This window comes from uncultured Sphingomonas sp. (genome assembly GCF_964243315.1).
Taxonomy (GTDB): domain Bacteria; phylum Pseudomonadota; class Alphaproteobacteria; order Sphingomonadales; family Sphingomonadaceae; genus Sphingomonas.
Genome location: NZ_CAXTEM010000007.1, coordinates 14544 through 39089 on the forward strand (window position 1 = coordinate 14544; position 24546 = coordinate 39089).

Consider the following 24546-nt stretch of genomic DNA (forward strand, 5'->3'; position numbering starts at 1 on the left):
GTTTGGACGGCTAGCCGCGCTGCACAATTCCAACGAAGGCCAAGGTGATCGACATGAGCGAGCAAAGTGGAGCCGACATCCTCGTCGAGGCACTGTGCGATCTCGGTGTCGAGATCGTCTTCGGCTATCCCGGCGGCGCGGTGCTGCCGATCTACGACGCGATGTTCCGATCGAAGCGGATCAAGCACGTGCTGGTCCGCCACGAACAGGCGGCGACCCATGCGGCGGAGGGCTATGCGCGCTCGACCGGCAAGCCCGGCGTGGTGCTAGTCACTTCCGGCCCCGGCGCCACGAACGCGGTCACCGGGATCACCGACGCGCTGATGGACTCGATCCCGATGGTGGTGATCACCGGTCAGGTGCCGACCGCGCTGATCGGCACCGACGCGTTCCAGGAGGCCGACACGATCGGCATCACGCGCCACTGCACCAAGCACAACTACCTCGTTAAGGACCCCGCCAAGCTCGGCGCGGTGATCCACGAGGCGTTCCATATCGCCACCAGCGGCCGGCCCGGCCCGGTCGTCGTGGACATCCCCAAGGACGTGCAGGTTGCCACCGCGCGCTACGCCAAGCCGGGGCCGATCCAGCACAAGACCTATCGCCCCGCGCTGAAGGCCGATCGCAGCCAGATCGAGGAACTCGTCGACATGCTCGCCGCGGCGGAGCGGCCAATCCTCTACACTGGCGGCGGCATCATCAACGCCGGCCCGGCCGCGAGCCAGATCCTGCGCGAGCTGGTGCGGATCACCGGCGCGCCGGTCACGTCGACGCTGATGGGCCTCGGCGCCTATCCCGCATCCGGGCCGCAATGGCTCGGCATGCTCGGCATGCACGGCACCTACGAGGCCAACATGGCGATGAACGAGGCCGATCTGGTGGTCGCCATCGGCAGCCGCTTCGACGACCGCGTCACCGGTCGCCTCGATGCGTTCAGCCCGAACAGCCGCAAGGTTCATATCGATATCGACCGGTCGAGCGTGAACAAGAACGTCCGCGTCGATCTCGCGATCATCGCGGACGCCGGTCACGCGCTCGAGGACATGGTCCGGATCTGGAGGTCGCGCCAGCATCCGAAGCCAGACACCACCGACTGGCAGCACCGGATCGCGGGCTGGCGCGCGAAGAAGTGCCTCGACTTCCCCGAGGACGCACCGAATGGCAACAACGGCGAGATCATGCCCCAGCGTGCGGTGCGCGCGCTGTGGGAGGCGACCCGCGCCCGTAATCCGATCATCACCACCGAGGTGGGCCAGCACCAGATGTGGGCCGCGCAGCATTTCGGCTTCGAATCGCCCAACAAGTGGCTGACCAGCGGCGGTCTCGGCACGATGGGCTACGGCCTGCCCGCGGCGATCGGCGCGCAGCTAGGCAATCCGAACGCGCTGGTGATCGACATCGCCGGCGAAGCGTCGATCCAGATGAACATCCAGGAGCTGGCGACCGCCACCCAGTACCGGCTGCCGGTCAAGATCTTCATCCTCAACAACCAGTATATGGGCATGGTCCGCCAGTGGCAGGAACTGACCTATTCCAGCCGCTATGCGGAGAGCTATTCGGAAAGCCTGCCCGACTTCGTCAAGCTAGGCGAGGCCTATGGCTGGAAGGGCATCCTGATCGAACGCCCCGACCAGCTCGACGACGGCATCGCCGCGATGCTCGACTATGACGGGCCGGTGATCGTCGACTGCCGTGTCGCGAAGCTCGCCAACTGCTTCCCCATGATCCCCTCCGGCGCCGCCCATACCGATATGATCCTCCAGGCCAACGAGGTCTCCGGCACGATGGACGACGAAGCCAAGGCGCTCGTCTGATGCGGATGACGCAGGAGACGTCCGAGCGGCATACGCTCGCGGTGGTGGTCGACAACGAACCGGGCATTCTCGCGCGGATCGCGGGGCTGTTCACCGCGCGCGGCTATAACATCGAGAGCCTGACGGTGTCGGAGATCACCGCCGACAAGACCGTCAGCCGGATCACCATCGTCACCTCCGCCAGCCCCGCCACGCTCGAACAGATCGTCGCGCAGCTCGATCGGCTGGTGCCGGTCCACACCGTCACCGATCTCACCGCACAGGGCGCGCATGTCGAACGCGAACTGGCGCTGGTGAAGGTGCGCGGCACCGGCGATCACCGCATCGAGGCGCTCCGCCTGGGCGACGTCTACCGCGCTCGCGTGGTCGACGCGACCACGTCGAGCTTCGTGTTCGAGGTGACCGGCGGACGCGAGAAGATCGACAAGTTCGTCGAACTGATGGGCGAAGTCGGCCTGATCGAGGTCGCCCGCACCGGCATCGTCGCGATCTCGCGAGGCCGCGAGGCCGCTTAGTAGATCAATGATCGTGCTCCCGCGAAGGCGGGAGCCCAGGGCCTCACATGGTTTCGCTCGTGGCTCTAGGCTCCCGCCTTCGTGGGAGCACGTAGCAAAAGGGAAAACGAAGAATGCGTGTCTATTACGATCGCGATGCCGATCTGAACCTGATCACCGACAAGAAGATCGCGATCGTCGGCTATGGCTCGCAGGGTCACGCGCACGCGCAGAACCTGCGCGACAGCGGCGTAAAGGATGTCGCGATCGCGCTACGCGAAGGTTCGTCGACGGCGCGCAAGGTGATCGACGCCGGCTTCGCGGTTAAGTCGAACGCCGAAGCCGCCGCCTGGGCGGACATCGTCATGATCCTCGCGCCCGACGAACATCAGGCCGCGATCTACGCCGACGATTATCACGAGCACATGAAGCAGGGCGCGACCCTCGCCTTCGCGCACGGGCTCAACGTCCATTTCGGCCTGATCGAGCCGCGCGAGGACCTCGACGTCATCATGATCGCGCCCAAAGGCCCCGGCCACACCGTGCGCAGCGAATATGTCCGCGGCGGCGGCGTCCCCTGCCTGATCGCGGTCCATCAGGACAAGAGCGGCAACGCTCACGACATCGGTCTCGCCTATGCCAGCGGCGTCGGCGGCGGGCGGTCGGGGATCATCGAAACCAACTTCCGCGAGGAATGCGAGACCGACCTGTTCGGCGAGCAGGCGGTGCTCTGCGGCGGTCTCACCCACTTGATCCAGGCCGGGTTCGAGACCCTGACCGAGGCCGGCTACGCCCCCGAGATGGCGTATTTCGAGTGCCTCCACGAGGTGAAGCTGATCGTCGACCTGATGTACGAGGGCGGGATCGCGAACATGCGCTATTCAATCTCGAACACCGCCGAATATGGCGACATCACCACCGGCCCGCGGATTATCACCAGCGAGACCAAGGCCGAGATGAAGCGCGTGCTCGCCGACATCCAGGGCGGTCGCTTCGTGAAGAACTTCGTCCTCGATAACCGCGCTGGCCAGCCCGAACTGAAGGCCGCCCGCAAGGCCGCCGCGGCGCACCCGATCGAACAGGTCGGCGCCGAACTCCGCGCGATGATGCCGTGGATCGGCGCGAACAAGCTGGTCGACAAAGCGAAGAATTGATCGGGCGGGCGAGGATCACCCCTCCCCCCAATCGTCATCCCGGCGCACGCCGGGACCGATGGTCACGGTGAACAAGCGTCGGCGCGCCACGGCCAGCCTCACCGCTACCTATGGGTCCCGGCGTTCGCCGGGATGACGAAGTAGAAGGTCAGCACTTCACCCCAACACTCCGTTTCGCCTTTGCCACTTCCGCACCTTGCGCAAGCGTGGTTAAACCTCCGAAATAATCATCTGGAGTGTCCCGCATGCGCCTCGCCATCTTCGCCGCCCTCGCCCTCGCCTCCACCGCGGTGCTCGCTCAGGCGCCCACCGCCGCGCCGGGATCGAAGAACACCGCCGCGATCACCGGCGGCACCTACACCGCCGATCCCGGCCACACGCTGGTCACCTGGACGCTCGACCACCTCGGCTTCACGCCCTACACGGGCATCTTCGGCGACGTCACCGGCACGCTGACGCTCGACCCGAAGAACCCGAACGCCACCAAGGTCGACATGACAATCCCGGTGTCGAAGGTAACGACTGCCAGCAGCGGCCTGACCGCGCATCTGACGCGCGCGGGCAAGGACGGCGGCAAGCCCGACTTCTTCGGCGCCGCCGCGGCCGACGCGCGCTTCGTCTCGACCTCGGTCGTCGCCAGCGGCCAGACCGCGAAGCTCACCGGCAACCTCACGCTCAACGGCGTCACCAAGCCCGTGACCCTCGACGTCCACTTTTACGGGGCGGGCAAGATGCCGGCGGGGATGGGTGGCAAGGAGAATGTCGGCTTCCACGCGGTCGGCACGATCATGCGCAGCCAGTTCGGTCTCGGCTTCGGCCTGCCGATGATCGGCGATGCGGTGAAGCTCGACATCGCGGCCGCCTTCCAGAAGTAACCGTCGCGCCTACCGCGGCACCGCATCGTGCTGGACAAGCACGCCGGTGTCGCGGTAGGTCGACCTCGATGATTTCGGCACTGCGCCTCTCGCTGCTTCGACTTACGCGCCCTTAGGCGCGACTTCGTTGGCATGCGCCGCATGCCGCCCGCGCCTAAGGGCTGACCCGCTTCCCTCGCTCCGTTTCGAGAAGACAGGCCATGCTGCGCGATCCGTCGACCAAATACCGACCCTTTCCCCCTATCGACCTGCCCGATCGCCAATGGCCGTCGCGCACCATCACGCAACCGCCGCGCTGGCTTTCCACCGATCTGCGCGACGGCAACCAGGCGCTGATCGATCCGATGGATGCCGAGAAGAAGACCCGGCTGTTCGATCTGTTGGTGAAGGTCGGCCTGAAGGAGATCGAGGTCGGCTTCCCCAGCGCTGGCGCGACCGATTTCGACTTCATCGCCGGGCTCGTCCGTGGCGGCAACATCCCCGATGACGTCGCGATCCAGGTGCTCACCCAGGCCCGCCGCGACCTGATCGAGACGAGCTTCGCCTCGCTCGATGGTGCCGCCGGCGCGATCGTCCACCTCTACAACGCGGTCTCGCCCGCCTGGCGCAAGATCGTCTTCGGCATGTCCCGCGCTGAGGTGAAGCAGATCGCGGTCGATGGCGCCAAGATCCTCCGCGACGAAGCCGCCAAGCGCCCGGACACGAATTGGCAGTTCGAATACAGCCCGGAGACCTTCTCCACCGCCGAACTCGATTTCTCGGTCGAAGTCTGCGAGGCGGTGATGGACGTGCTCCAGCCCACGCCCGACCGACCGATCATCTTCAACCTGCCCGCTACCGTCGAGTGCGCGACGCCCAACGTCTATGCCGACCAGATCGAATGGTTCGGCCGCCACATCCGCAACCGCGACGCCTGCGTCATCTCGCTGCACACCCATAACGATCGCGGCACCGGCGTCGCCGCCGCCGAACTCGGGCTGATGGCGGGCGCCGATCGCGTCGAGGGCTGCCTGCTCGGCAATGGCGAGCGCACCGGCAATTGCGACCTCGTGACCGTCGCGCTCAACATGTACACGCAAGGCGTCGATCCGCGGCTCGACCTGTCGGACATCGACGAGGTCGTGCAGACCGTGAACTACTGCACTAATCTCCCGGTCCACCCGCGCACGCCATACGCAGGCGACCTCGTCTTCACTGCCTTCTCCGGCTCGCACCAGGACGCGATCAAGAAGGGCTTCGCCGCGCAGGACGCGCGCAACGACGAATTTTGGGAGGTACCCTACCTGCCGATTGATCCCGCCGATCTCGGCCGCAGCTATGAGGCGGTGATCCGCGTTAATTCGCAGTCGGGCAAGGGCGGCGTCGCCTGGGTGATCGAACAGGACAAGGGCCTGAAACTGCCCAAGCGCCTCCAGGCCGATTTCAGCCGCCACGTCCAGGCGATGGCCGACGAGACCAGCCGCGAGCTCAACGCCGCCGACATCTGGCAGCGGTTCGAGGCGACCTATCTCCCGCGTGCCGACGACCGCTTCGTGCTGCGCGATTACGAGGAAAGCGGCAGCGCCGGCCAGCGGCTGTTCGTCGGTCGCGTGGCGGTCGATGGTGAGGAGCGGTCGATCTCGGGCCGTGGCAACGGCCTGATCTCGGGCGTCGTCGCCGCACTCAGCGACAGCACCGGCCCGACGTTAGACGTTGTCGACTACAGCGAACACGCGATCGGCCACGGCGCCGACGCGCAGGCTGCCGCCTATGTCGAATGCCGGACCGCGGAGGGGCGAACGATCTTCGGCGTAGGGCTCGACACCGACATCGCAACCGCCTCGGTTCGCGCTGTACTCAGCGCCGCCAACCGCGCCTGACGAAAGCGCACTCGCCTCGTGTGCTCCCGCGAAGGCGGGAGCACACGGTACTACCGCCCCCGCACGATCTCGCACCCGATCGCGGCATCCGGATAGACGTCGACCTTCATCGACCGCACCCGCACCTCGCGAACCCGCGGATCACTCAGGCAAAGCGACGCCACCGCCTCGCACAAAGTCTCCTGCAACGCGAAATGCCGCCCGTCGGCGAGCGCCAGGATCCCGGTGCGCACGAAGTCGTAGTCCAGCACGCTTTCGATGCGATCGTCGCGGACCGGTTCGGGATAGTCGACCGTCAGCCAGACCGACAGCCGCACCCGCTGCGGCTCCACCTCGTGCGAGTAAATCCCGATCCGCATCGCTACCTCGAGCCCGTCGAGGATCGTGGTGAACTCAACCATGCGAACGCTCGAACATCACGTCGCGAGCACGTGGTAGAAAACGCTGTCCGCAATCCACGAACAGGTTCTGCCCGCTCACCCCGCGCGAACCGATCAGGTACGCGACCGCATCACTCACCGCATCCGCGCCAACGGGCCGTCGCAACAGGTTGATCGATGCCACCGCCGCAAACTCCTCCTCGGTCTGGTCGCCGCTCGGCAGCGTCAGTCCCGGCGATACGGCGTTGACCGAAACGCGGGGTGCGAACGCCTGCGCCAACATCCCCGTCGCACCCGCCAACGCCATCTTCGCGCAACTGTACGAGAAGAAGTCCGGGTTCGGATTGGCGACCTTCTGGTCGAGGATGTTCACGACCGACCCATGCTCGATGTCATCCTGCGCCGCCAGCGCACCCGCGAGCAAAGCGGGCGCACCGCCGTTGATCGCGCCCAACCGAGCATAAAGATCCGGATCGATTGCCGCCGGCTCATCGAACACGAACGCCGACGCGCTGTTGACGAGGCCATCGATCGGCCCACCCGCCGCGTCGCGCGCCGCGGTGAACAGCGCGCCGATCGCCCCAAGATCGGCAAGATCGCCCACCACCGTCGCCGCGCCGATCTCCGCAGCGATGTGCTCGGCACCGCCATGCTGCCGATGCTGGTGGATCACCATGCGGTGCCCGTCGCGCGCCAGCCGCCGCACGATCGCCGCGCCCAACCGCTTGCCACCTCCGGTAACCAGAACGGTTCGTCTCACCCCTTCATCCCCATCAGCGCAAGCACTTCCTTGCGGCTGCGCTCGTCGTCCCGGAACACGCCCATCATCCGGCTCGTCACCATCGACACGCCGGGGGTGCGCACACCTCGTGCGCTCATGCACGCATGGTTCGCCTCGATCACCACCGCCACGCCGAGCGGCTTGAGATTGTCCCAGATGCAGTTCGCTACCTCGGCGGTCAGCCGTTCCTGCACCTGAAGCCGCCGCGCATAGGCGTGGAGCACGCGGGCCAGTTTCGAGATCCCGACCACCCAATTGCTCGGTAGATAGGCGATGTGCGCCTTGCCGATGATCGGCGCCATGTGATGTTCGCAATGCGACTGGAACGGAATATCGCGCAGCAGCACGATTTCGTCGTAGCCGCCGACTTCTTCGAACACCCTCTCCAGATGCTTGGCGGGGTCGTCACCATAGCCCGCGCAATACTCCTTCCAGGCCTTGGCGACACGACGTGGGGTATCCACCAACCCTTCGCGCGCCGGGTCGTCGCCGGCCCAGCGGATCAGGGTGCGGATCGCCTCGGCGACATCCGTGGGCACCTCGCCCACCGGCGACGCTTCGATCAAGTCACCGTCGCTCGGTGAGCCGACAACCTCAGTCATGGCGACGGCCATCCAAGACATTGACGTTACGGCAACCGCCACTCAGCAAAACATAAGTTCGATTATGCAACTGGTCTATCCTCGCAATGTGCCGAAACCGGCGGATATCCTACAAAAATTCAATTGACGGCGGCATTTTGTCGACCCTAGCCTGCATACCGGAAGTTTGAACAACCGCAGATCGGCAAAAGACCGACGTGGTCAGGAGAGGACGACGCCCATGAAGAAATTCGAACTGCTTGCCGCATCCGCACTCGTCATGATCGTGGCCCTACCCGCCAGTGCACAGACTGGTGCCACGACCTCGGCCGAAAATACAGCGCCGACGAACGGACCCGGCCAGGAAGCCGTGACCGGTCAGGCGCAGGGGCAGGAGATCGCGCAGTCCGGAGTCGGCGATATCGTCATCACCGCACAACGCCAGTCGCAGCGACTGCAGGATGTGCCGATCGCCGTGTCCGCCTTCACCGCCGAAAACCTGGAGAAGCAGCAGATCGTCAACCCGGTTGCGCTTCAGCAGACATTGCCGAACGTCACCTTCACCAAGACCAACTTTACCTCGTCCAGCTTCACCATCCGCGGCATCGGCGATCTGTGCGTTGGCGTGACCTGCGATCAGGCGACCGGCATCCACGTCAACGACATGCCGCTACTGACGACGCGCCTGTTCGAGACCGAGTTCTTCGATCTCGAACGGATCGAGGTGCTTCGCGGGCCCCAGGGCACCTTGTTCGGTCGTAACGCGACGTCGGGGGTAGTCAACTTCATCACCGCCAAGCCGGATCTGTCGGGCATCCATGCCGCCGGCGAGTTCGAATACGGCAATTACGACTCGAAGCGCGTGCGCGCCATGTTTAACCTGCCGATCACCGACAAGTTCGGGGTGCGAGTTGCGGGGACTTATCTGAAGCGTGACGGGTTCACGAAGAACCTGTTTGACAATTCGCGCATCGACGATCGCGATCTGTACGCGATCCGCGGCACCGTGTCGTACGAGCCGACCAGCGATACGCGGCTCGATCTAATGGCCTATTACTTCCACGAGGACGACAACCGCAGCCGTATCCAGAAGCAGCTGTGCAACCGCGACGCGACGGGCGTGCTCGGCTGTTCGCCCGACCGGCTCGACTATGAACATACCAACGGCAATTCGACACTCGCGGGCGTGCAGTCGTCGCGTGAGTTCCTGGGCATCGCACTCGGCGCGCTGGGGCCGGTCTTTCGGAATTTCGGCCTGCAAAGCGTCTACGGCGCAGACACCTATACCGGCGTCGTCAACCCGGCCGACAACCGCACCGTAAACGTCGACTTCCGCCCGACCTACTTCGCCGAAGAAGAGCAATATATGAGCAAGCTCTTCCACGATTTCGGCCCGGTGTCGCTCAACCTGACCGGCGGCTATACGCGCAACGTCGTCACGTCCCGCTCCGACTATAATCTCGCGGTCGAGAACAGCTATGCCAACAACCCCGGCTTGGTGTTCCTCAACACCGTCGCCAACCTCACCCCGGGTCAGGCCGCCGCCACGTTCGGCCCGATCGGTCCGCTGATACCCGGCCCGATCGCCGCGGTCCGCAATACTCTGATCCCCAATGGCCCCGCCGGCGGCATCTGCCAGTCAGACACCGATCCGAACAATGTCGGCGTGTATGGCGGCAACACCATCGGCTGCTTCCCGACCAGCCTCGACTTCGATGAATCGAGCGAGACCAACAAGCAATATGCGCTCGAGGGCCACATCGACAGCAGCTTCGATGGCCCGTTCAACTTCCTGATCGGCGGCATCTATGTCGACAAGCGGACCTACAACAACAGCTACTACGTCAATGCCTTCGGGCTGGATTATGCGGCGGGGCTGCTCGGCGCGGCGCAGACGATCGGCGCCCGTGCGGCGGGGGCCACGACCTATCCCAACACCTTCCGCGGCTCGCCCTTCTATCGCAACAATACCGATTTCTACCGGCTGAAGTCCTACGGCGCGTTCGGCGAGACCTATTTCGACGTCAACGATCGGATGAAGTTCACCGCAGGCATCCGCTACAACAACGACAAGAAGTTCGTCCGCGCCCGCACCACCTACCTGCAGGATGCGAACGGCCTCGCCACCGTCGTTCCCTATGGCTCGACCAACATCAATCAGGCGATCGGCTATTCCGGGCTCGACTACGACGCCAATACCTCGGGCAATCAGGAATTCGCCGAAGGTTCGGTCGGCTTCGACCGGATCACCGGGCGCGCGGTGCTCGACTTCAAAATATCGTCGAACAAGCTGCTCTACGCGTCCTACTCGCGAGGCTATAAATCGGGTGGCATCAACCCGCCGCTGTCGTCGGTGTTCTCGGTTCCGACCACCTTCTCGCCCGAGAAGGTCGACTCCTTCGAAATCGGCTCGAAGAACACGTTCGGCAACGGCACCTTCCGCCTCAACGTCACCGGCTTCTACTATAAGTATCAGGGCCTCCAGCTCAGCCGGATCGTCGCCCGGACCGCGGTCAACGACAACGTCAATGCCAACATCTACGGCGTCGAACTGGAATCGATCATCAGCCCGATCCCAGCTTTCGTCGTCAACATGAACGCGAGCTACCTCAAGACCAAGGTGTCGGCGGACAAGTTCCTCGCCAACCCGCGCGACCCCTCAGGCGGCCGCTCGGACACCGTCATCATCAAGGACATCACCAACGCATCGAACTGCGCCGTCGTGCCGACCACGGCGGGCAATGCGGCGGGCGCCAACGCCTTCGTCGGCGCGATCAATGGCGCAGTCGGCTTACGTGCACCGACTCCGGTCGCCGGCACCAACACCACCGGCGCATTCGGCATCTGCTCCGCCCTCGCCGCGCAGGCGACCGCGGTCGGCGCGGCCTTTGGCGGCATCTCCGTGCTCGGGTCGGGCGTCGAAGTGAACATCCGCAACAATCGCCTCCCGCAGGCGCCGACCTACAAGGCGTCGGTCGGTGCGCAATATACCGTCGATGTCGGCGCGAGCGGCTGGACGATCGTCCCGCGCGCCGACCTCAACTACACCGGCGGCTTCACCGCATCGATCTTCAACGACACGATCGACCGGGTACAGGGCTATGAGATCGTCAACGCTCAGCTCCAGATCAACGGTCCCGACGAGCGCTTCTATGCACGCGCGTTCGTGTCAAACCTGACCAGCAACGATGCGATCACGGGGCAATACGTGACCGACCAGTCGTCGGGCCTGTTCACCAACGTCTTCACCATCGAACCGCGCCGCTACGGCCTCGCGGCGGGTTTCAAGTTCTGATCCGCACGGGCTCTCCTCCGGGAGAGCCCGTTGCTACCCCAGCCGGTCGGCATGCCACGCGACATGATTGGCGAGGAAGGTCGACACGAACGAATAGCCGTGATCGTACCCCGGCTGCATCCGCAGCGTCAGCGGGATGCCCGCCGACGCGCACGCATCGGCCAGCAGTTCGGGCTTGAGCTGCTCCGCCAGGAAAGGATCGGCGTCCCCCTGGTCGACCAGCAGCTCCCCTACGCGCGCGCCGTCCTCGATCAGCGCACACGCGTCATACGCGCGCCACGCCGCCCGGTCGGCGCCCAGATAGCCGCCGAGCGCCTTGTCGCCCCACGGGCAGCGTAGCGGCGACACAATCGGTGCGAACGCCGATACACTCTTGAACCGCGGAGGGTCGCGCAGGGCTACCGTCAGCGCGCCATGCCCGCCCATCGAATGGCCGGTGATCCCCTGCCGCGCCATGTCTACCGGGAACCCAGCCGCGATCAGCTGTGGCAGCTCGTCCTCGACATAGGACCGCATCCGAAAGTTCGCGCGCCACGGCTCCTCGGTGGCGTCGACGTAGAAGCCCGCGCCCTGCCCGAAATCCCATGCATTGTCGTCCGGCACGCCCTCGCCTCGCGGGCTGGTATCGGGCGCGACGAAGACGATTCCCCGCTCGGCACAGGCGGCGCGATACTCTCCCTTGTCGGTGACGTTGGCATGGGTGCAGGTCAGCCCCGACAGATACCAGAGCACCGGCAGCCGCGCGCCGGGCGTGTGGGCGGGCACGAACACCGAGAAGGTCATCGGCGTACCCGTCGCGACGGAGTCGTGCCGGTAGACCCCCTGCACGCCGCCATGCGCCTTCGTGGTGCTCACCGTCTCCATCAGAAGATCACCACGCTGCGGATGCTCTCGCCCGCGTGCATCAGGTCGAAGCCCTTGTTGATCTCCTCCAGCGTCAACCGGTGGGTGATCATCGGGTCGATCTCGATCCGACCATTCATGTACCAGTCGACGATCGTGGGTACGTCGGTCCGCCCGCGCGCGCCGCCGAACGCGGTGCCCTTCCATACTCGCCCGGTGACCAGCTGGAACGGGCGCGTGCTGATCTCCTTGCCCGCCTCGGCAACGCCGATCACGATGCTCTCACCCCAGCCGCGGTGGCATGCCTCCAGCGCCTGGCGCATCACGGTGGTGTTGCCCGTACAATCGAAGGTGTAGTCGCCGCCGCCATCGGTAAGCGCGACGAGGTGCGCGACGACGTCGCCGACATCCTTCGGGTTGACGAAGTCGGTCATCCCGAAGCGCCGGCCCCACTCCTCGCGATCGGGGTTGATGTCGACCCCGACGATCCGCGCCGCACCGGCAAGCCGCGCACCCTGGATGACGTTGAGCCCGATCCCGCCAAGCCCGAACACGATCACCGTCGCGCCGACTTCGACCTTGGCGGTGTTGACCACCGCGCCTACCCCGGTGGTGACCCCGCAGCCGATATAGCAGCTGGTGTCGAACGGCGCGTCGATGCGGATCTTCGCTACCGCGATCTCCGGTAGCACGGTGAAGTTCGAGAAGGTCGAACAGCCCATATAGTGGAAGATCGTCTCCCCCTTGTAGCTGAACCGCGACGTTCCGTCGGGCATCAACCCCTTGCCCTGCGTCGCGCGGATCGCGGTGCACAGATTGGTCTTCTGGCTGAGGCACGACTTACATTGCCGACATTCGGGAGTGTAGAGCGGGATCACGTGATCGCCGGCGCTGACCGAGGTCACGCCGGCGCCGACCTCGCGGACGATCCCGGCCCCCTCATGCCCCAGCACGCTCGGGAACAGGCCTTCGCTGTCGAGCCCGTCGAGCGTATAAGCGTCGGTATGGCAGATGCCCGTCGCCATGATCTCGACCAGCACCTCGCCCGCTTTGGGCCCCTCCAGATCCAGTTCGACGATCTCGAGCGGGCGCTTGGCTTCGAACGCAACGGCAGCGCGGGTCTTCATGGCAGGTCTCCTCGGTCGCGTCCCCTGTACCCAGCCCGCACATGCCCTTGCAACCGGCCCTTCGCCCCTCCTATCGTAGAGAGTGACAAGTGGTGAAACGCAGCGCACAAGGCTGGCGCGCTCACAACCAGCGTGACTTGGAACGTCCGGCACAGGATCGGACGCGAACAGGAAGGAATGCGATGGCTACCACTATCAAGACCGGCGGGATTCATGCCCCGGTCCAGCCCTCTCCGGAGCTCGGCGCGATCGTCGGCAACGAGAAGCTGCCGCGCAGCCAGGTGATCAGCAAGGTTTGGGACTATATCAAGTCGAACAAGCTTCAGAATCCGGAGAACAAGCGCGAGATCCTCGCCGACGAGAAGCTGAAGAAGGTTTTCGGTCGCGACAAGTGCACGATGTTCGAGATGAACAAGTACATCTCGCAGCACGTAAAGGCATCACGACGGACGTCCATCGGGGGCCCGCGCACAGGCGCTGGTGCCCCCGAGAGGACTCGAACCTCCGACCTGCGGTTTAGGAAACCGTCGCTCTATCCTGCTGAGCTACGGGGGCGCCGTTCGAGCGATTACGCGGCGGCCGGGCGAGGGTCAACAAGGCAGGTCTGGGCTAGACCGTCATGGCAGCATCACTTAGCGTCCCGGTATCCGTGACACCCAACTAAGCGGGACTTCTGCGAACCGCGACCCGACCAGCAAATGCCTTTTCGTGTCCCCGCGCAGGCGGGGACCCAGGACCAAGCAAGACAACAATCGACGTTGATCGTAACCCTGGACTCCCGCCTGCGCGGGAGAACAGTAAGATTAGCAAGGTCCCAAGGACGCTGAGCTGGCGGCGGTACGAGCTACCGGCCCCTTCAATTCGCCGTCTCCGGCGGCACCACCGGTAGCGGCAGCGGGGCGATCGGCACGCCCTCCTCGACCAGCGCTTTCGCTTCCGCGACCGTGGCCTGGCCGTGGATCGGCGCGTCGGGTTCGTCGCCGTGATGCATCGCCCGCGCCCGCTTAGCGAAGGTGCCGCCGACCCACTCCGAGCTTTCCAGCGCCTTCGCCTGATCGCTGGCGAGCTTGGCGAGTACCGCTTTCACCGCCGCGGGCGTCGGCGCGTCCGGGCGGCGGTTGCCCTTGGTGGGAATGCTCGGGGCCATCAGCGCCTTGTCCACCTCGGTCGTGCTACACAGGGGACAGGCGACATGCCCCGCTGCACGTTGATCGGCATAGGCGTCGCTCGATCCGAACCACGCCTCGAACACATGGCCGTTGCCGCACCGCAGGTCGAAGACGATCACGGCGCCTGCTCGACCGGTGGGATCGGGCGCCGGTGGTCGATCACCGGAATCCGACCCCGCACATCGGCGATCCGCGCGAAACCAACGTCCACATAGCCGAGGCCGGGCGTTTCGCCCATGTCTAGCAACACGTCGCCCCACGGGTCGACGACCAGCGAGTGGCCATAGGTCGTGCGGCCGTCCTCGTGCACCCCGGTCTGCGCCGCTGCGACGACGAAGGCGCCGCTCTCGATCGCCCGCGCGCGCAACAACACGTGCCAATGCGCGTCGCCCGTCGGCCGGGTGAACGCCGCGGGGATCGCCATCACGGTCGCGCCCGCGCCGCTGAGCGCCGCGTATAGACCGGCGAACCGAAGGTCGTAACAGATCGACAGTCCCAGACGCCCCACCGGCGTCGTCGCGACGACCGTGCGCTCCCCTGCCGTGTAGGCCGCACTCTCGCGCCAGCGTTCCCCCGTCGGCAGGTCGACGTCGAACAGATGCAGCTTGTCATACCGCGCCCGGATTGCGCCGCGATGGTCGATCACGAAGCCACGGTTCGCGAACTTCCCGTCCTCGCGCCGGATCGCCAGCGAGCCGATATGCACCCAAAGTTGCTCGGCGGCCGCCGCCGCGCGCACTGCGGCAAGCACCGGATCCGCCTCCTCGGCGACGATCAAGCGGCCGCCACGCTCCCGGTCGCGATCGATCAGTCCGGACATCTCGGGCGTGAACAGCATGCTCGCACCGTCGCGCTTCGCCGACCGCACCGCGTCCACCAGCGTCGCCGCATTACGAGCGGGATCGATCCCGCTCGTCATCTGCAGCAGCGCGAGCTTCATGCCGCCAGCAAAGGATCCAGCCCCCCGCGCGCGTCGAGCGCCGCGAGATCGTCGGAGCCGCCGATATGCTTCCCGTCGACGAACACCTGCGGCACGGTGGATCGACCACCCGCACGCTCGATCATCTCGCGGCGTTTGTCGCCGCCCATGGTGATGTCATATTCTTCGGGCTCCACGCCCTTGGAGGCGAGCAGCTTCATCGCTCGCGAGCAATAGGGGCAGAACGCTTTGGTATAGATTTCAACTTTAGCCATCAGTTTGAAGTGTGGACTGGTCGCGCGATTGTCAATCGCCGCCGGTCTCCGGCAGCACCCGCGCCCAGCACAGGATCGTCACCGACGCTGCACCCGCCGCCAGCAGCGTGCGGGTACACGCAGCGGCAGTCGCGCCGCTGGTATAGATATCGTCGACAAGCCCGATAGTACGCCCCGCGATCAGCGCGCGATCGGTAACCTGGAAGGCACCGCGCACCGCCCGACTGCGCTGACTGCCGCTCAACCCGCGCAGGACTGGCGTCCGGCGGTGACGCACCAGGGCATCGCGTTCGACCGGGATCGCGGTCCGCGCACCCAGTGCTGTCGCGATCAGCGTCGCCTGATTGTACCCGCGCGACCACAGCCGCCAGCGGTTGAGCGGTACCGGCACCAGCGTGGCGATCCCGGCGGGCACGACGCGCTGTATCAGCCGCGCCATCGTCTCCGCACCACTGGTCTTGCCGGCGTATTTCAGCCGTAACGCCAGCCGGCGCGCGACATCGCCGTAAGCGACCGCCGCCCGCACGCCTGCGTGGCCCGGGGGCTCCGCGAGGCACGACGCGCACCGCGCTGCGCCGCGATCATAGGCGAACGGCAGATTGCAGCCCGCACACCAAGGCGGTCCAAGAAATCGCAGCCCCTGCCAACAGGCTGCACAGAATTGATGATCGTCGCCAACCGACACGCCACATCCCGGGCAGCGCGGCGGCAACGCAAGCGACACGGCGCGGCGCACCCAATTTGCCGCCGAGATCGCGCGATCGCTCATCGCATGCTTGTCGCTGTCGGCTGCGCGCGGCACAAGGGCGAGGTGCCTGAAATCTCCGACATCTTCGATCGTGTCGCCCGCCGCCGTCGCCGCGACCGCGCCCAGCCCGACTATGCTGGCTTCGACTTCATCAGAGCGGCGATGCTCGACGGTATCGCGGAGCGGCTGGACACCGTGAAACGCGACTTTACCGACATGCTCGATCTCGGCTGCTTCGACACGAGCTTCGCGCCCGCCGGCGCACGAGTCGCCCGGGTAGATGCGGGGTTAGCGTTCGCGCGCGCCGCCGGCGGCGTCCAGGCCGACGAGGATCGCCTTCCGTTCGCCGACGCGAGCTTCGACTGCGTTATTAGTGCGGGCGTGCTCGACCAGGTCAACGATCTTCCGGGCGCGCTGACGCTGGCGCGCCGGGTCCTCCGCCCCGACGGCCTTTTCCTCGGTGCCTTAGTCGGCGGCGGGAGTCTGCCCACACTGCGCGCCGCGTTCCGTGCAGTAGAAGGCGAGCGCCCCGCCGCGCGCCTGCATCCGCAGATCGATGTCCGGTCGGCGGGTGACCTGCTCGTGCGCGCCGGGTTCGCGTTGCCGGTCGCGGATGTCGAGACCATCGAAGTCGACTATGGCAGCCTCGGCACGATGCTCGACGATCTCCGCGGTATGGCGGCGACGAACCTGCTCCGGGCCCGCTCTCCATTGACCCGCGGCACGCTGGGCGCCGCCGCTGCCAGCTTCGCCGCGGCAGCGGATGTCGACGGCCGTACCCACGAACGGATCGACATCGTATTCCTGACCGGCTGGGCGCCCGACGCGTCACAGCCCCAGCCGGCGAAACGCGGCAGCGCGACATCGTCGCTGGCGCAGGCGCTCGGAGGAGCGCGCGACTCCCGATCGTAGACTAATCGTACGCAAGTAAGTCTTACGGGTAGTCGACAATAAAGATGCAGCGCGAAGTATAAATATATTGTCGCATCGTCGTGTGACAAACAGGGACTCACGCTGACTTTGTGTTGACAAATTGCCTCCGGTTAACCCTATTTGCAGCCCGATGGCTGGCGTTGCGTTCGACCCCGCACATCACAACATCGGGAGAATGATCCATGAACAAGCTGCTGTTGGGCGGTATGTCCGCCTTGTTGCTGTCGACGAATGCCAATGCGGCGACCGTCTTCGGCGTAGACGAGATTAACAATCTCATTTCCTTCGACAGTTCCGCGCCCGGCACAGTCGTTTCTGAGATCGGGATCACGGGGCTATCCAACAGCTTGCAGGCGCTCGACTTCCGCCCGCGCAACAACGTCCTGTACGGCCTCGGTACCGACCGGATCGTCTACACGATCAACACGATGACGGGTGTCGCCACCGCGGTGAGCGGACCATTGATGATCAACGGCACCGCGTTCGGTTTCGATTTCAATCCGACTATCGATCGTCTGCGCATCGTGAGCGACTCGAACGAGAACTACGTCTATAATCCGGAAACCAACATGCTTGCGGCGCCCACCACCCCGGTGGCCTACGCTCCCGGCGATGCCAACGGCGGCAAGAACGCCGATATAACGGCAGACGCATATACCAGCTCACGCTTCGGGCAGGCCGCAGGAACGACGCAGCTATACGCGATCGACACCGCGGCGGACGTGCTCACGCGGCAGGCGAACAGTGCGGGGACCCTCACCACTGTCGGTGCGACGGGTGTGAACCTGGGTTCGCGGACCAGCTTCGATATCGCGGGCGGCAACGCCTTCGCGTTCAACGGCAGCACCCTGTATGGCGTCAACCTCGACACCGGCGCGCTCACCGCGATCGGCAACACCGATCGCGCATTGTTCGGGATCGCGATCAGCGCGGTGCCGGAACCCACGACCTGGGCGATGATGCTCGCCGGTTTCGGCATGATTGCCGCCGCCACGCGGTATCGCCGCCGCGCGACGCGAGTCGTCTACGCCTGACGCGAAAGCCTCGGCGGCACCGATCGGTGTCGCCGAGGCTTTCGTCTAGCCGATGATCAGGCCGTCATCGTCACGCGCGAGGATCCGGCCCATCGCGTCGAACAGCGCGTCCATCGCGACCGGCTTGAACAACACCTCGTCGGCGCCGGCAGCCAGGCAGCGCTCGCGCAGGTCGACCGCGGTATCGGCGGTGATCACGATGATCGGCACCGACGCCTTCGCGTCGCCCCGCGCGCGGATGTGCTGGATCGCGGTGATCCCGTCCATGCCGGGCATCCGCAGATCTACCAAGAGCATATCATAATCGTGCGAATCGAGCGCTTTAAGGCCCTCTTCGGCGTTCTCCGCCTCTTCCATGGTTGCGCCAGCAACGTCGAGCATGTCCTTGACGACGCGGCGGTTCATCCGATCGTCTTCGATGAAGAGGACGTTCATGCCCGGGATCGCAGCAGGCACGGATGTGGAGGATGGGGTCGCATAGACGATCGTCTACGCTTCATGCTGCCTGTGGCACAAGTAGCACATCGACCAAAGGATCGGGCGATTTGCAGAACATTGCCTGAACGAGCGCGGCGCCCTTGATCGGCTTGGCGATCACCTGCGCAACACCCGTCGCAAGCAATTCGGTTCGTTCACTCGCGGCGGTCACCGGCCATAGCAGCGACACCGTCGCGCCTTGCACCGCAGCCGCTTCGCTGATCCTTCGCAAATCGACCAGGTGATCGCCGCTGCCACGAACCACGCCGTCGTCGATCAGGATCTGCGCGATGACCGTGCGCCCGAGCGCGGCGAGCGCTTCCTCGGCCGTGCCCGCCAGCTCGATCTTTCCCCCGCGGGGCATCAGCAAGGTCTTCAGCATCGCACGCGTGATCGGGTTGCGATCGACGATCAACACGCTGGGCGAGTCGTCATCGCTAGCCACGCTGCCGATTCCCGCCACGGCATGGACCAGCGGGAGATCGACGATGAAGGTCGTCCCCACGTCCGCGACGCTGTCGACCGTGACGTCGCCGCCCATTGCCCGCCCCAGATTGCGGCAGATCGACAGACCGAGCCCGGTTCCGCCGAACTGCCGTGTGGTGCCGGCATCGGCCTGACGAAACGACTCGAAGATCTCCTCGCACTTTTCCGCCGGGATCCCGATCCCGCTGTCCGCGACCAGGATGCGGTAGCGGTCGACACCATGCGGCGCGATCGTCAGCGACACCTCGCCCGCGGCGGTGAACTTCAGTGCGTTCGACAGCAGGTTGAAGACGATCTGCCGCAGCCGCGCCGAATCGCCCTCGATCATCGTCGGGCAGTCGTCGAGCCGGCGCACGAAGGCGAGCCCCTTGGCGGCAGCCTGATCGTCCCACAACCGCGTCGACTCCGCGACGGTCGCGCGGAGATCGAACGGTGCCGTCTCGATCGTCAGGTTACCCGTTTCCATCTTCGCCACGTCGAGGATGTCGTCCACCAGCGCGCGCATCGTCACACCAGCGCCATGCACGACGCTGATCCGGTCGCGCGTAGGCGCGGGCAAGGTCGCGTCCGCGAGCATCACCTGGGTCATCCCCAATATGCCGTTCAGCGGCGTGCGGATCTCGTGGCTGGTCGTCGCCAGGAATTCCGTCTTAGCGGCAAGCGCCTTGCCCAGAGCATCGTTGGTCACCGCAAGATCGGCGTTCGCCGCCTGCACAGTGGCGCGGCTACGACGGCTGGTGAAAAGCGCGAAGATCAGCATCGCGATGACGATCATCGTCGCGATCGCAGCACCGAGGAACATGTACCGCTGCGTTTGCGCGCTGGCACGCTCGAACGCGACGTTCCGCTGCAACTCGTCCTGCCGCAGCTTGGCGATCTTCAGCTCCTGGTTGGCGAAATCGAACCGCGCCCCCATCAATGCCGCATTGGTCGACCGCGCCAGTTTTGTCGCTTCGTCGTCGATACGTTTCAGCGCGGCCAGATGCGGCAGAGCGAGATCGCTGCGATCGGTGGAAGAATAGACTTGGTATGCCGTGCGATGAGCTTCGCGATCGGTCAGCGTCGTTTTCGCCAAATTTTGCTGCGCAAATCGCCTGTCGATCAGGGACGTTGCACGGGCGTAATCGTGTCGCTGCAAGGCGAGCTGTGCCGATAGCGCCATGAGCTTCATCCGAAGGCCTGCCATGTCCGACCCCACAGCGGCGATGGACCCAGCTTGCAAGATCGCGCGTGCCGCGAGATCAAGACGCTTGGCACCGAGCCAGCCCTCGGCGATGTTGCTCAGTATGAGCATCCGGAGCAACGGGCTGTCCATGCGCTGCGCGAGCAGCAACGCTTCGCGATACTGGGCTTCCGCCGCATCAAACCGCCCCAGTTCCTTATAAGCATTGCCACGGTTGTTGTAGAGCGACAGGAGCAGGTTCGGATCGCCGCGATAGGCCGCGAGCGCCTGATCATAATATTTCAGCGCGTTGGCATAGTCGTTGCCGCTGCCATACAACGAGCCGATGAATTGCAGTGCCTTGGACTGACTGCGCACTTCACCCAATTGCACGTAGATGCTGTGAGCGGCTTGATAATCCGCCAAGGCCTGGCCGACATCGCCCGAAACAGTGTTGATGCCGCCGCTCGACAACAGCAAGTCGGCATGAAGTCTCGTGCGGGGCGCGATGCGTGCTGCGGTCGCGAGCGCGCGCGTGATCACCGGCCGTGCTGCCGCGAGCCGATCGAGACGGATGTTCGCTTCGCCGCGCAACCACTGCGCGGTCGCCTCCAAGACGTCGCGCTTGTTCGATCGTGGCAGCGTCTGCGCAAGCCGCTCCGCCTCGAGCGCCCGATCGACCGCCGCCCCCGGATCTGGGAGCATTGCAGCGGTTGCTGTTGCGATCAGATCATCGACGCGTTCGGCGGCCGCGGTTTGGGTGATTGGCGCCACTGCGAGCAAAGGCGAGGCTATCGCGAGCAGCACGCAAAAGCCACCAGCCCGCGACGCGCGCTGCACGGTCAGCCACGCTTCCAGTTGCGCGCAAGTTCCGTCAGCGACGGTCGCGCATCGATCGGCGCCGCCTGGTGCCGACCTTCATCGAGATAGGAGATCAACGCATCTAGCGCGATCGGTCGGCTGATCAGAAAACCTTGTACCATGTCGCAGCCCATCACCGTCAGCAGGGCCAGCGCCGCATGAGTCTCGACACCCTCTGCCACAACCTCCATTTCCAACGCGTGGGCAAGATCGATCGTCGATCGCACGATCAACGGGTCTCGGTTGGAACTCGTCAACTTGGTGATGAACAGCTTGTCGATCTTCAGTTCGCGCGCCGGCAGCTGTTTCAAATAGGCCAGCGAGGACAACCCTGCACCGTAATCGTCGATCGCGATGATGATGCCGTAGTCGGCGAATATCTGTAGATTGGCGATGGCGCTCTCGGGATCACGGATCACCGAAGTTTCCGTGATCTCGAAGCCAAGCTTTGTGTCGCTGTTAGCAACGAGGTCGCAAGCTTCGCGCACGAACGCCGTGTCCGCGAGCAATTGACCCGAGATGTTGATGAACAGCCGCAGATCGTGCGAGCGAGCCGCCAATGTGCGCTGGTCCGCAATCGCGCGACGGATCGCCCATAGGGTCATTCGCCCGATAAGCTGCGACTCTTCGGCGACCGGGATGAAGTCGCCAGGCAGAATTAGTCCACGGGTTGGATGCCGCCACCGCATCAGCCCTTCGGCGCTGCCGATTTCTTGACGACGGACATGGATCTTTGGCTGATACATCAGCAGCAATTCGTCATTGCCGATCGCCCGATCCAGCTCACGAGCCAACGCGCGAGCATCGGTTGCCTCGCATGATCTCACGCCCGCCGCAGCGCCGTTATGCGCATCGCGTGCGTTGGACAACGCGGCTTCGGCATCTTCCGCGATCCGCACCTCATCGGCCCCGTGAGACGACGCGAAGGCGCCACCGACGATCAACTCGACGCGATGCTGTTCGCCGTCCAAGTCGATCGGGGCCGCGAACAGGGCGCGCACTGATCGTTCAACGCGCTCGAGGTCGCGTCGCTCACTGCCGTAGAACCAAAGGCCGAGGGAAGCCCTACCGACTGGCGCTATATCGACGCCGGGCAATGCGGCCGTTGCTCGCTGCGCAAGGTCTAACGGGAGCATTTCTGCACGCGGCAAACCGATATGGCGTCGCAGCGCCGTGAAATTGGCGATCTCGATAAGCAGGTGAAATAGGAAAGCCCGGCTGTCCTGAATCAACTTCCGCTCCGGGAAGACTTTGTCGTCTTGCCCGGTGCCTCCGGTCCGACTGGCGATGCGGGCAGCCTCGATCATGATGCGAACGACTAGGTTGCATCGCTAAAGATATCCTTAAGCTTGGTTTTTACCGGCCCTCATCGGCACGCATGAAACACGTAAGCCCATTGTGACCACGTTAACTTTGCGTTAAGCAGGTCCGGCATCCTCGAGATGCCAAATAAGGGAGTGAAACCATGCTGAAGTTGATTTTGGCGCTGATCTACGGGACCGACATTCGTCCCTGGTAAGCCGTTCGATCGGCTCGGGATCTACACCGACATCTGCCTAGGCGGATATCGGTCGGCTCCCGAGCCGATACTTCATGACCCAGCGATCCGGGGGATGCGTCGATCCGCTCCGGTGCGATCCGCAGATGATCCTCTCGAGGATCTACCCACTCCAACTTGATCGTAAACCGAAGACGCACGACGACCGGGTAGGTTCCCTGCCCTAACGAATTGAATCATGCAGCCATGCTGCCGCGGGGAGCCGGGCTGCTGAACACCATGTCGTCGTCGACCGAGCCGAACTTCAGCGACACCACATCGAGCGCGTAATTCTGGTTGAGCTTCCACGGCTTTCGCGATCCCTGCTTGGGCAGGATGTGCGCCGCGCGCTGGATGTAGCCCGAACTGAAGTCGACGAACGGCTCCGGCTCCATGGCGGCGTCGCCGATCCTCGGCGTGACCTGCCGCATACCGCGCTTCTTCATCGTGTTGAGCAATCGCGCGACATATTTGGCGACGAGATCCGCTTTCAACGTCCATGACGCATTGGTGTAGCCGAAGGTGTAGGCGAGGTTCGGTACGTCCGAATACATCATGCCCTTATATTGCAGCGCCTTGGACAGATCGACCGGCGCGCCGTCGATGCTGAAGCGGACGTCGCTCATCAACTGCATCTCCAGCCCGGTGGCGGTGACGATCACGTCAGCCGCGATCTCCTCGCCGGACGTCAGCAGGATGCCGCACGGCGTGAAGCGCTCGATCGTGCCGGTCGCGACACCGGCGCGCTTGGTCTTGATTGCTTGGAACAGGTCCGCGTCAGGCACCAGGCACATCCGCTGGTCCCACGGATTGTAGCGCGGGGTGAAGTGGGTCGCGATGTCGTAGTCGGGGCCGAGATGCTCGCGCACCATGCCCAGCAGCCGCTGCTTGGTTTGTTCAGGTTTGCGTCGCGCGGTGCGGTAGAAGAACATCCCGAACAGCACGTTCTTCCACCGCGTGACGCCGTAGGCCGCCTTGCTCGGCAGCTTGGTGCGTAGCCAGTTGGCGATCTTATCCTCGCCAGGCCGCGAGACGACGTAGGTCGGCGATCGCTGGAGCATCGTCACGTGCGCCGCCTGCTTGGCCATCTCGGGCACCAGCGTCACCGCGGTCGCGCCGCTGCCGATCACGACGACGCGCTTGTCCGCATAGTCAAGGTCCGCGGGCCAGAATTGCGGGTGCACGATCGTGCCGGCGAAGGTGTCGCTGCCGGTGAAGTCGGGCGAATGTCCCTTGGCGTAATTGTAATAGCCCGAGCACATGCACAGGAAGTTGCACGTGAAAGCGACCGGCGCGCCGTCCGCGCCCGTCCCCTCGACATGCCAGCGCGCTTCCTCGGTAGACCAGGCGGCGGATTTGACGTGGTGGCCGAAGCGGATGTGCCGGTCGATGCCGTACGCCTTTGCGGTCTCCTCGACATAGGCGCGGATCGAGGGTCCGTCGGCGATCGACTTGGCGTCGGTCCAAGGGTGGAAGGAGAAGCCCAGCGTGTGCATGTCCGAATCGGACCGGATGCCGGGGTAGCGGAACAGGTCCCAGGTGCCGCCGATCGCCTCGCGGCCTTCGAGGATCACGTAGCTGCGATCGGGACAGCGGGTCTGGAGATGGTAGCCCTGCCCAATGCCGGAAATACCCGCACCCACGATGACGACATCGAGATGTTCAACCACAGTCATCCTCCTCAACCGTTATGATCGGTTGCTAAGAGGAACCTATCGCACCGCGTGGCGATAGTCTTCCGA

At 64.6% G+C, this 24546-nt stretch carries 21 protein-coding genes, 1 tRNA gene and 1 pseudogene; 9 read left to right on the top strand and 14 right to left on the bottom strand.

From position 1 onward, the window contains the following. Window positions 1–53 precede the first annotated feature (53 nt). The 5 genes from ACFE77_RS03805 (at window position 54) to leuA (ending at window position 6196) form a co-directional block, all read left to right on the top strand. Window positions 54–1814, top strand: coding sequence for an acetolactate synthase 3 large subunit (locus tag ACFE77_RS03805; RefSeq protein ID WP_375420298.1), 1761 nt, complete (start codon window positions 54–56; stop codon window positions 1812–1814). Beyond that, on the top strand, window positions 1814–2329 hold the full coding sequence (ilvN, locus tag ACFE77_RS03810) for an acetolactate synthase small subunit (RefSeq protein WP_375420299.1): 516 nt from the start codon (window positions 1814–1816) through the stop codon (window positions 2327–2329). The genes ACFE77_RS03805 and ilvN overlap by 1 nt, the downstream gene beginning before the upstream one ends. Window positions 2330–2442: 113 nt before the next feature. Further along, window positions 2443–3462 carry a ketol-acid reductoisomerase gene (gene ilvC / locus ACFE77_RS03815; RefSeq protein WP_375420300.1) on the top strand — a complete coding sequence of 340 codons (1020 nt, stop codon included), beginning with the start codon at window positions 2443–2445 and terminating at the stop codon, window positions 3460–3462. A 245-nt stretch (window positions 3463–3707) separates the two neighbouring features. Beyond that, a complete protein-coding gene (locus ACFE77_RS03820; protein WP_375420301.1) occupies window positions 3708–4337 on the top strand; it encodes a YceI family protein in 630 nt (209 codons plus the stop codon). Window positions 4338–4537: 200 nt separating this feature from the next. Continuing rightward, window positions 4538–6196, top strand: a complete 1659-nt coding sequence (gene leuA, locus ACFE77_RS03825) for a 2-isopropylmalate synthase (protein ID WP_375420302.1) — start codon at window positions 4538–4540, stop codon at window positions 6194–6196. Between the two features lie 50 nt (window positions 6197–6246). Here the strand turns inward: leuA and ACFE77_RS03830 are convergent, their stop codons facing one another. From ACFE77_RS03830 to folE, 3 genes are read right to left on the bottom strand one after another with little or no spacing between them, the layout of a single operon-like run. Then, window positions 6247–6597 carry a dihydroneopterin aldolase gene (locus tag ACFE77_RS03830; RefSeq protein WP_375420303.1) on the bottom strand — a complete coding sequence of 117 codons (351 nt, stop codon included), beginning with the start codon at window positions 6595–6597 and terminating at the stop codon, window positions 6247–6249. Next, on the bottom strand, window positions 6590–7336 hold the full coding sequence (locus tag ACFE77_RS03835) for an SDR family NAD(P)-dependent oxidoreductase (RefSeq protein WP_375420304.1): 747 nt from the start codon (window positions 7334–7336) through the stop codon (window positions 6590–6592). Before ACFE77_RS03835 ends, ACFE77_RS03830 begins: the two co-directional genes overlap by 8 nt. Beyond that, complete coding sequence (gene folE / locus ACFE77_RS03840; protein WP_375420305.1) at window positions 7333–7959, bottom strand: GTP cyclohydrolase I FolE; 627 nt, start codon at window positions 7957–7959, stop codon at window positions 7333–7335. Before folE ends, ACFE77_RS03835 begins: the two co-directional genes overlap by 4 nt. Window positions 7960–8179: 220 nt before the next feature. Here folE and ACFE77_RS03845 point away from each other — a divergent pair, with 220 nt between their 5' ends. Then, window positions 8180–11233: a TonB-dependent receptor gene (locus ACFE77_RS03845; protein WP_375420306.1), complete on the top strand. Its 3054-nt coding sequence runs from the start codon at window positions 8180–8182 to the stop codon at window positions 11231–11233. A gap of 33 nt (window positions 11234–11266) precedes the next feature. On the opposite strand, the gene fghA is transcribed toward ACFE77_RS03845, so the two are convergent. Next, a complete protein-coding gene (fghA, locus tag ACFE77_RS03850; RefSeq protein ID WP_375420307.1) occupies window positions 11267–12097 on the bottom strand; it encodes an S-formylglutathione hydrolase in 831 nt (276 codons plus the stop codon). Continuing rightward, window positions 12097–13203, bottom strand: coding sequence for an S-(hydroxymethyl)glutathione dehydrogenase/class III alcohol dehydrogenase (locus tag ACFE77_RS03855; protein ID WP_375420308.1), 1107 nt, complete (start codon window positions 13201–13203; stop codon window positions 12097–12099). Before ACFE77_RS03855 ends, fghA begins: the two co-directional genes overlap by 1 nt. A 182-nt stretch (window positions 13204–13385) precedes the next feature. On the opposite strand from ACFE77_RS03855, the pseudogene ACFE77_RS03860 reads away from it, so the two are divergent. Next, window positions 13386–13625 (top strand): annotated as a pseudogene (locus ACFE77_RS03860) (SWIB/MDM2 domain-containing protein); the annotation flags it as partial. 56 nt (window positions 13626–13681) lie between these two features. On the opposite strand, the gene ACFE77_RS03865 reads toward ACFE77_RS03860, so the two are convergent. The 5 genes from ACFE77_RS03865 to ACFE77_RS03885 all read right to left on the bottom strand — a co-directional run bounded on the left by ACFE77_RS03865 (window position 13682) and on the right by ACFE77_RS03885 (window position 16335). Beyond that, window positions 13682–13758 (bottom strand) — tRNA-Arg (locus ACFE77_RS03865). Between the two features lie 301 nt (window positions 13759–14059). Further along, entirely contained in the window at window positions 14060–14491 is a 432-nt protein-coding gene (locus ACFE77_RS03870) for a DUF1178 family protein (RefSeq protein ID WP_375420309.1), read from the bottom strand. Beyond that, entirely contained in the window at window positions 14488–15312 is an 825-nt protein-coding gene (locus ACFE77_RS03875) for a carbon-nitrogen hydrolase family protein (RefSeq protein ID WP_375420310.1), read from the bottom strand. The genes ACFE77_RS03870 and ACFE77_RS03875 overlap by 4 nt, the downstream gene beginning before the upstream one ends. Continuing rightward, window positions 15309–15566: a glutaredoxin 3 gene (gene grxC / locus ACFE77_RS03880; RefSeq protein WP_375420311.1), complete on the bottom strand. Its 258-nt coding sequence runs from the start codon at window positions 15564–15566 to the stop codon at window positions 15309–15311. Before grxC ends, ACFE77_RS03875 begins: the two co-directional genes overlap by 4 nt. Before the next feature lie 31 nt (window positions 15567–15597). After that, a complete protein-coding gene (locus tag ACFE77_RS03885) occupies window positions 15598–16335 on the bottom strand; it encodes a double zinc ribbon domain-containing protein (protein WP_375420312.1) in 738 nt (245 codons plus the stop codon). Between the two features lie 3 nt (window positions 16336–16338). Here ACFE77_RS03885 and ACFE77_RS03890 point away from each other — a divergent pair, with 3 nt between their 5' ends. Then, window positions 16339–17226, top strand: a complete 888-nt coding sequence (locus ACFE77_RS03890; protein ID WP_375420313.1) for a class I SAM-dependent methyltransferase — start codon at window positions 16339–16341, stop codon at window positions 17224–17226. A gap of 203 nt (window positions 17227–17429) precedes the next feature. Next, window positions 17430–18281: a DUF4394 domain-containing protein gene (locus ACFE77_RS03895; RefSeq protein ID WP_375420314.1), complete on the top strand. Its 852-nt coding sequence runs from the start codon at window positions 17430–17432 to the stop codon at window positions 18279–18281. A 45-nt stretch (window positions 18282–18326) separates the two neighbouring features. Here ACFE77_RS03895 and ACFE77_RS03900 read toward each other — a convergent pair whose 3' ends face one another. The 4 genes from ACFE77_RS03900 to ACFE77_RS03915 all read right to left on the bottom strand — a co-directional run bounded on the left by ACFE77_RS03900 (window position 18327) and on the right by ACFE77_RS03915 (window position 24474). Beyond that, on the bottom strand, window positions 18327–18716 hold the full coding sequence (locus tag ACFE77_RS03900) for a response regulator (protein WP_375420315.1): 390 nt from the start codon (window positions 18714–18716) through the stop codon (window positions 18327–18329). A gap of 61 nt (window positions 18717–18777) precedes the next feature. After that, window positions 18778–21111 (bottom strand): ATP-binding protein, encoded by a 2334-nt coding sequence (locus ACFE77_RS03905; RefSeq protein WP_375420316.1) that lies wholly within the window; start codon window positions 21109–21111, stop codon window positions 18778–18780. 137 nt (window positions 21112–21248) lie between these two features. Continuing rightward, entirely contained in the window at window positions 21249–22574 is a 1326-nt protein-coding gene (locus ACFE77_RS03910; RefSeq protein WP_375420317.1) for an EAL domain-containing protein, read from the bottom strand. Window positions 22575–23001: 427 nt separating this feature from the next. Next, window positions 23002–24474, bottom strand: coding sequence for a flavin-containing monooxygenase (locus ACFE77_RS03915; protein WP_375420318.1), 1473 nt, complete (start codon window positions 24472–24474; stop codon window positions 23002–23004). Window positions 24475–24546 lie beyond the last annotated feature (72 nt).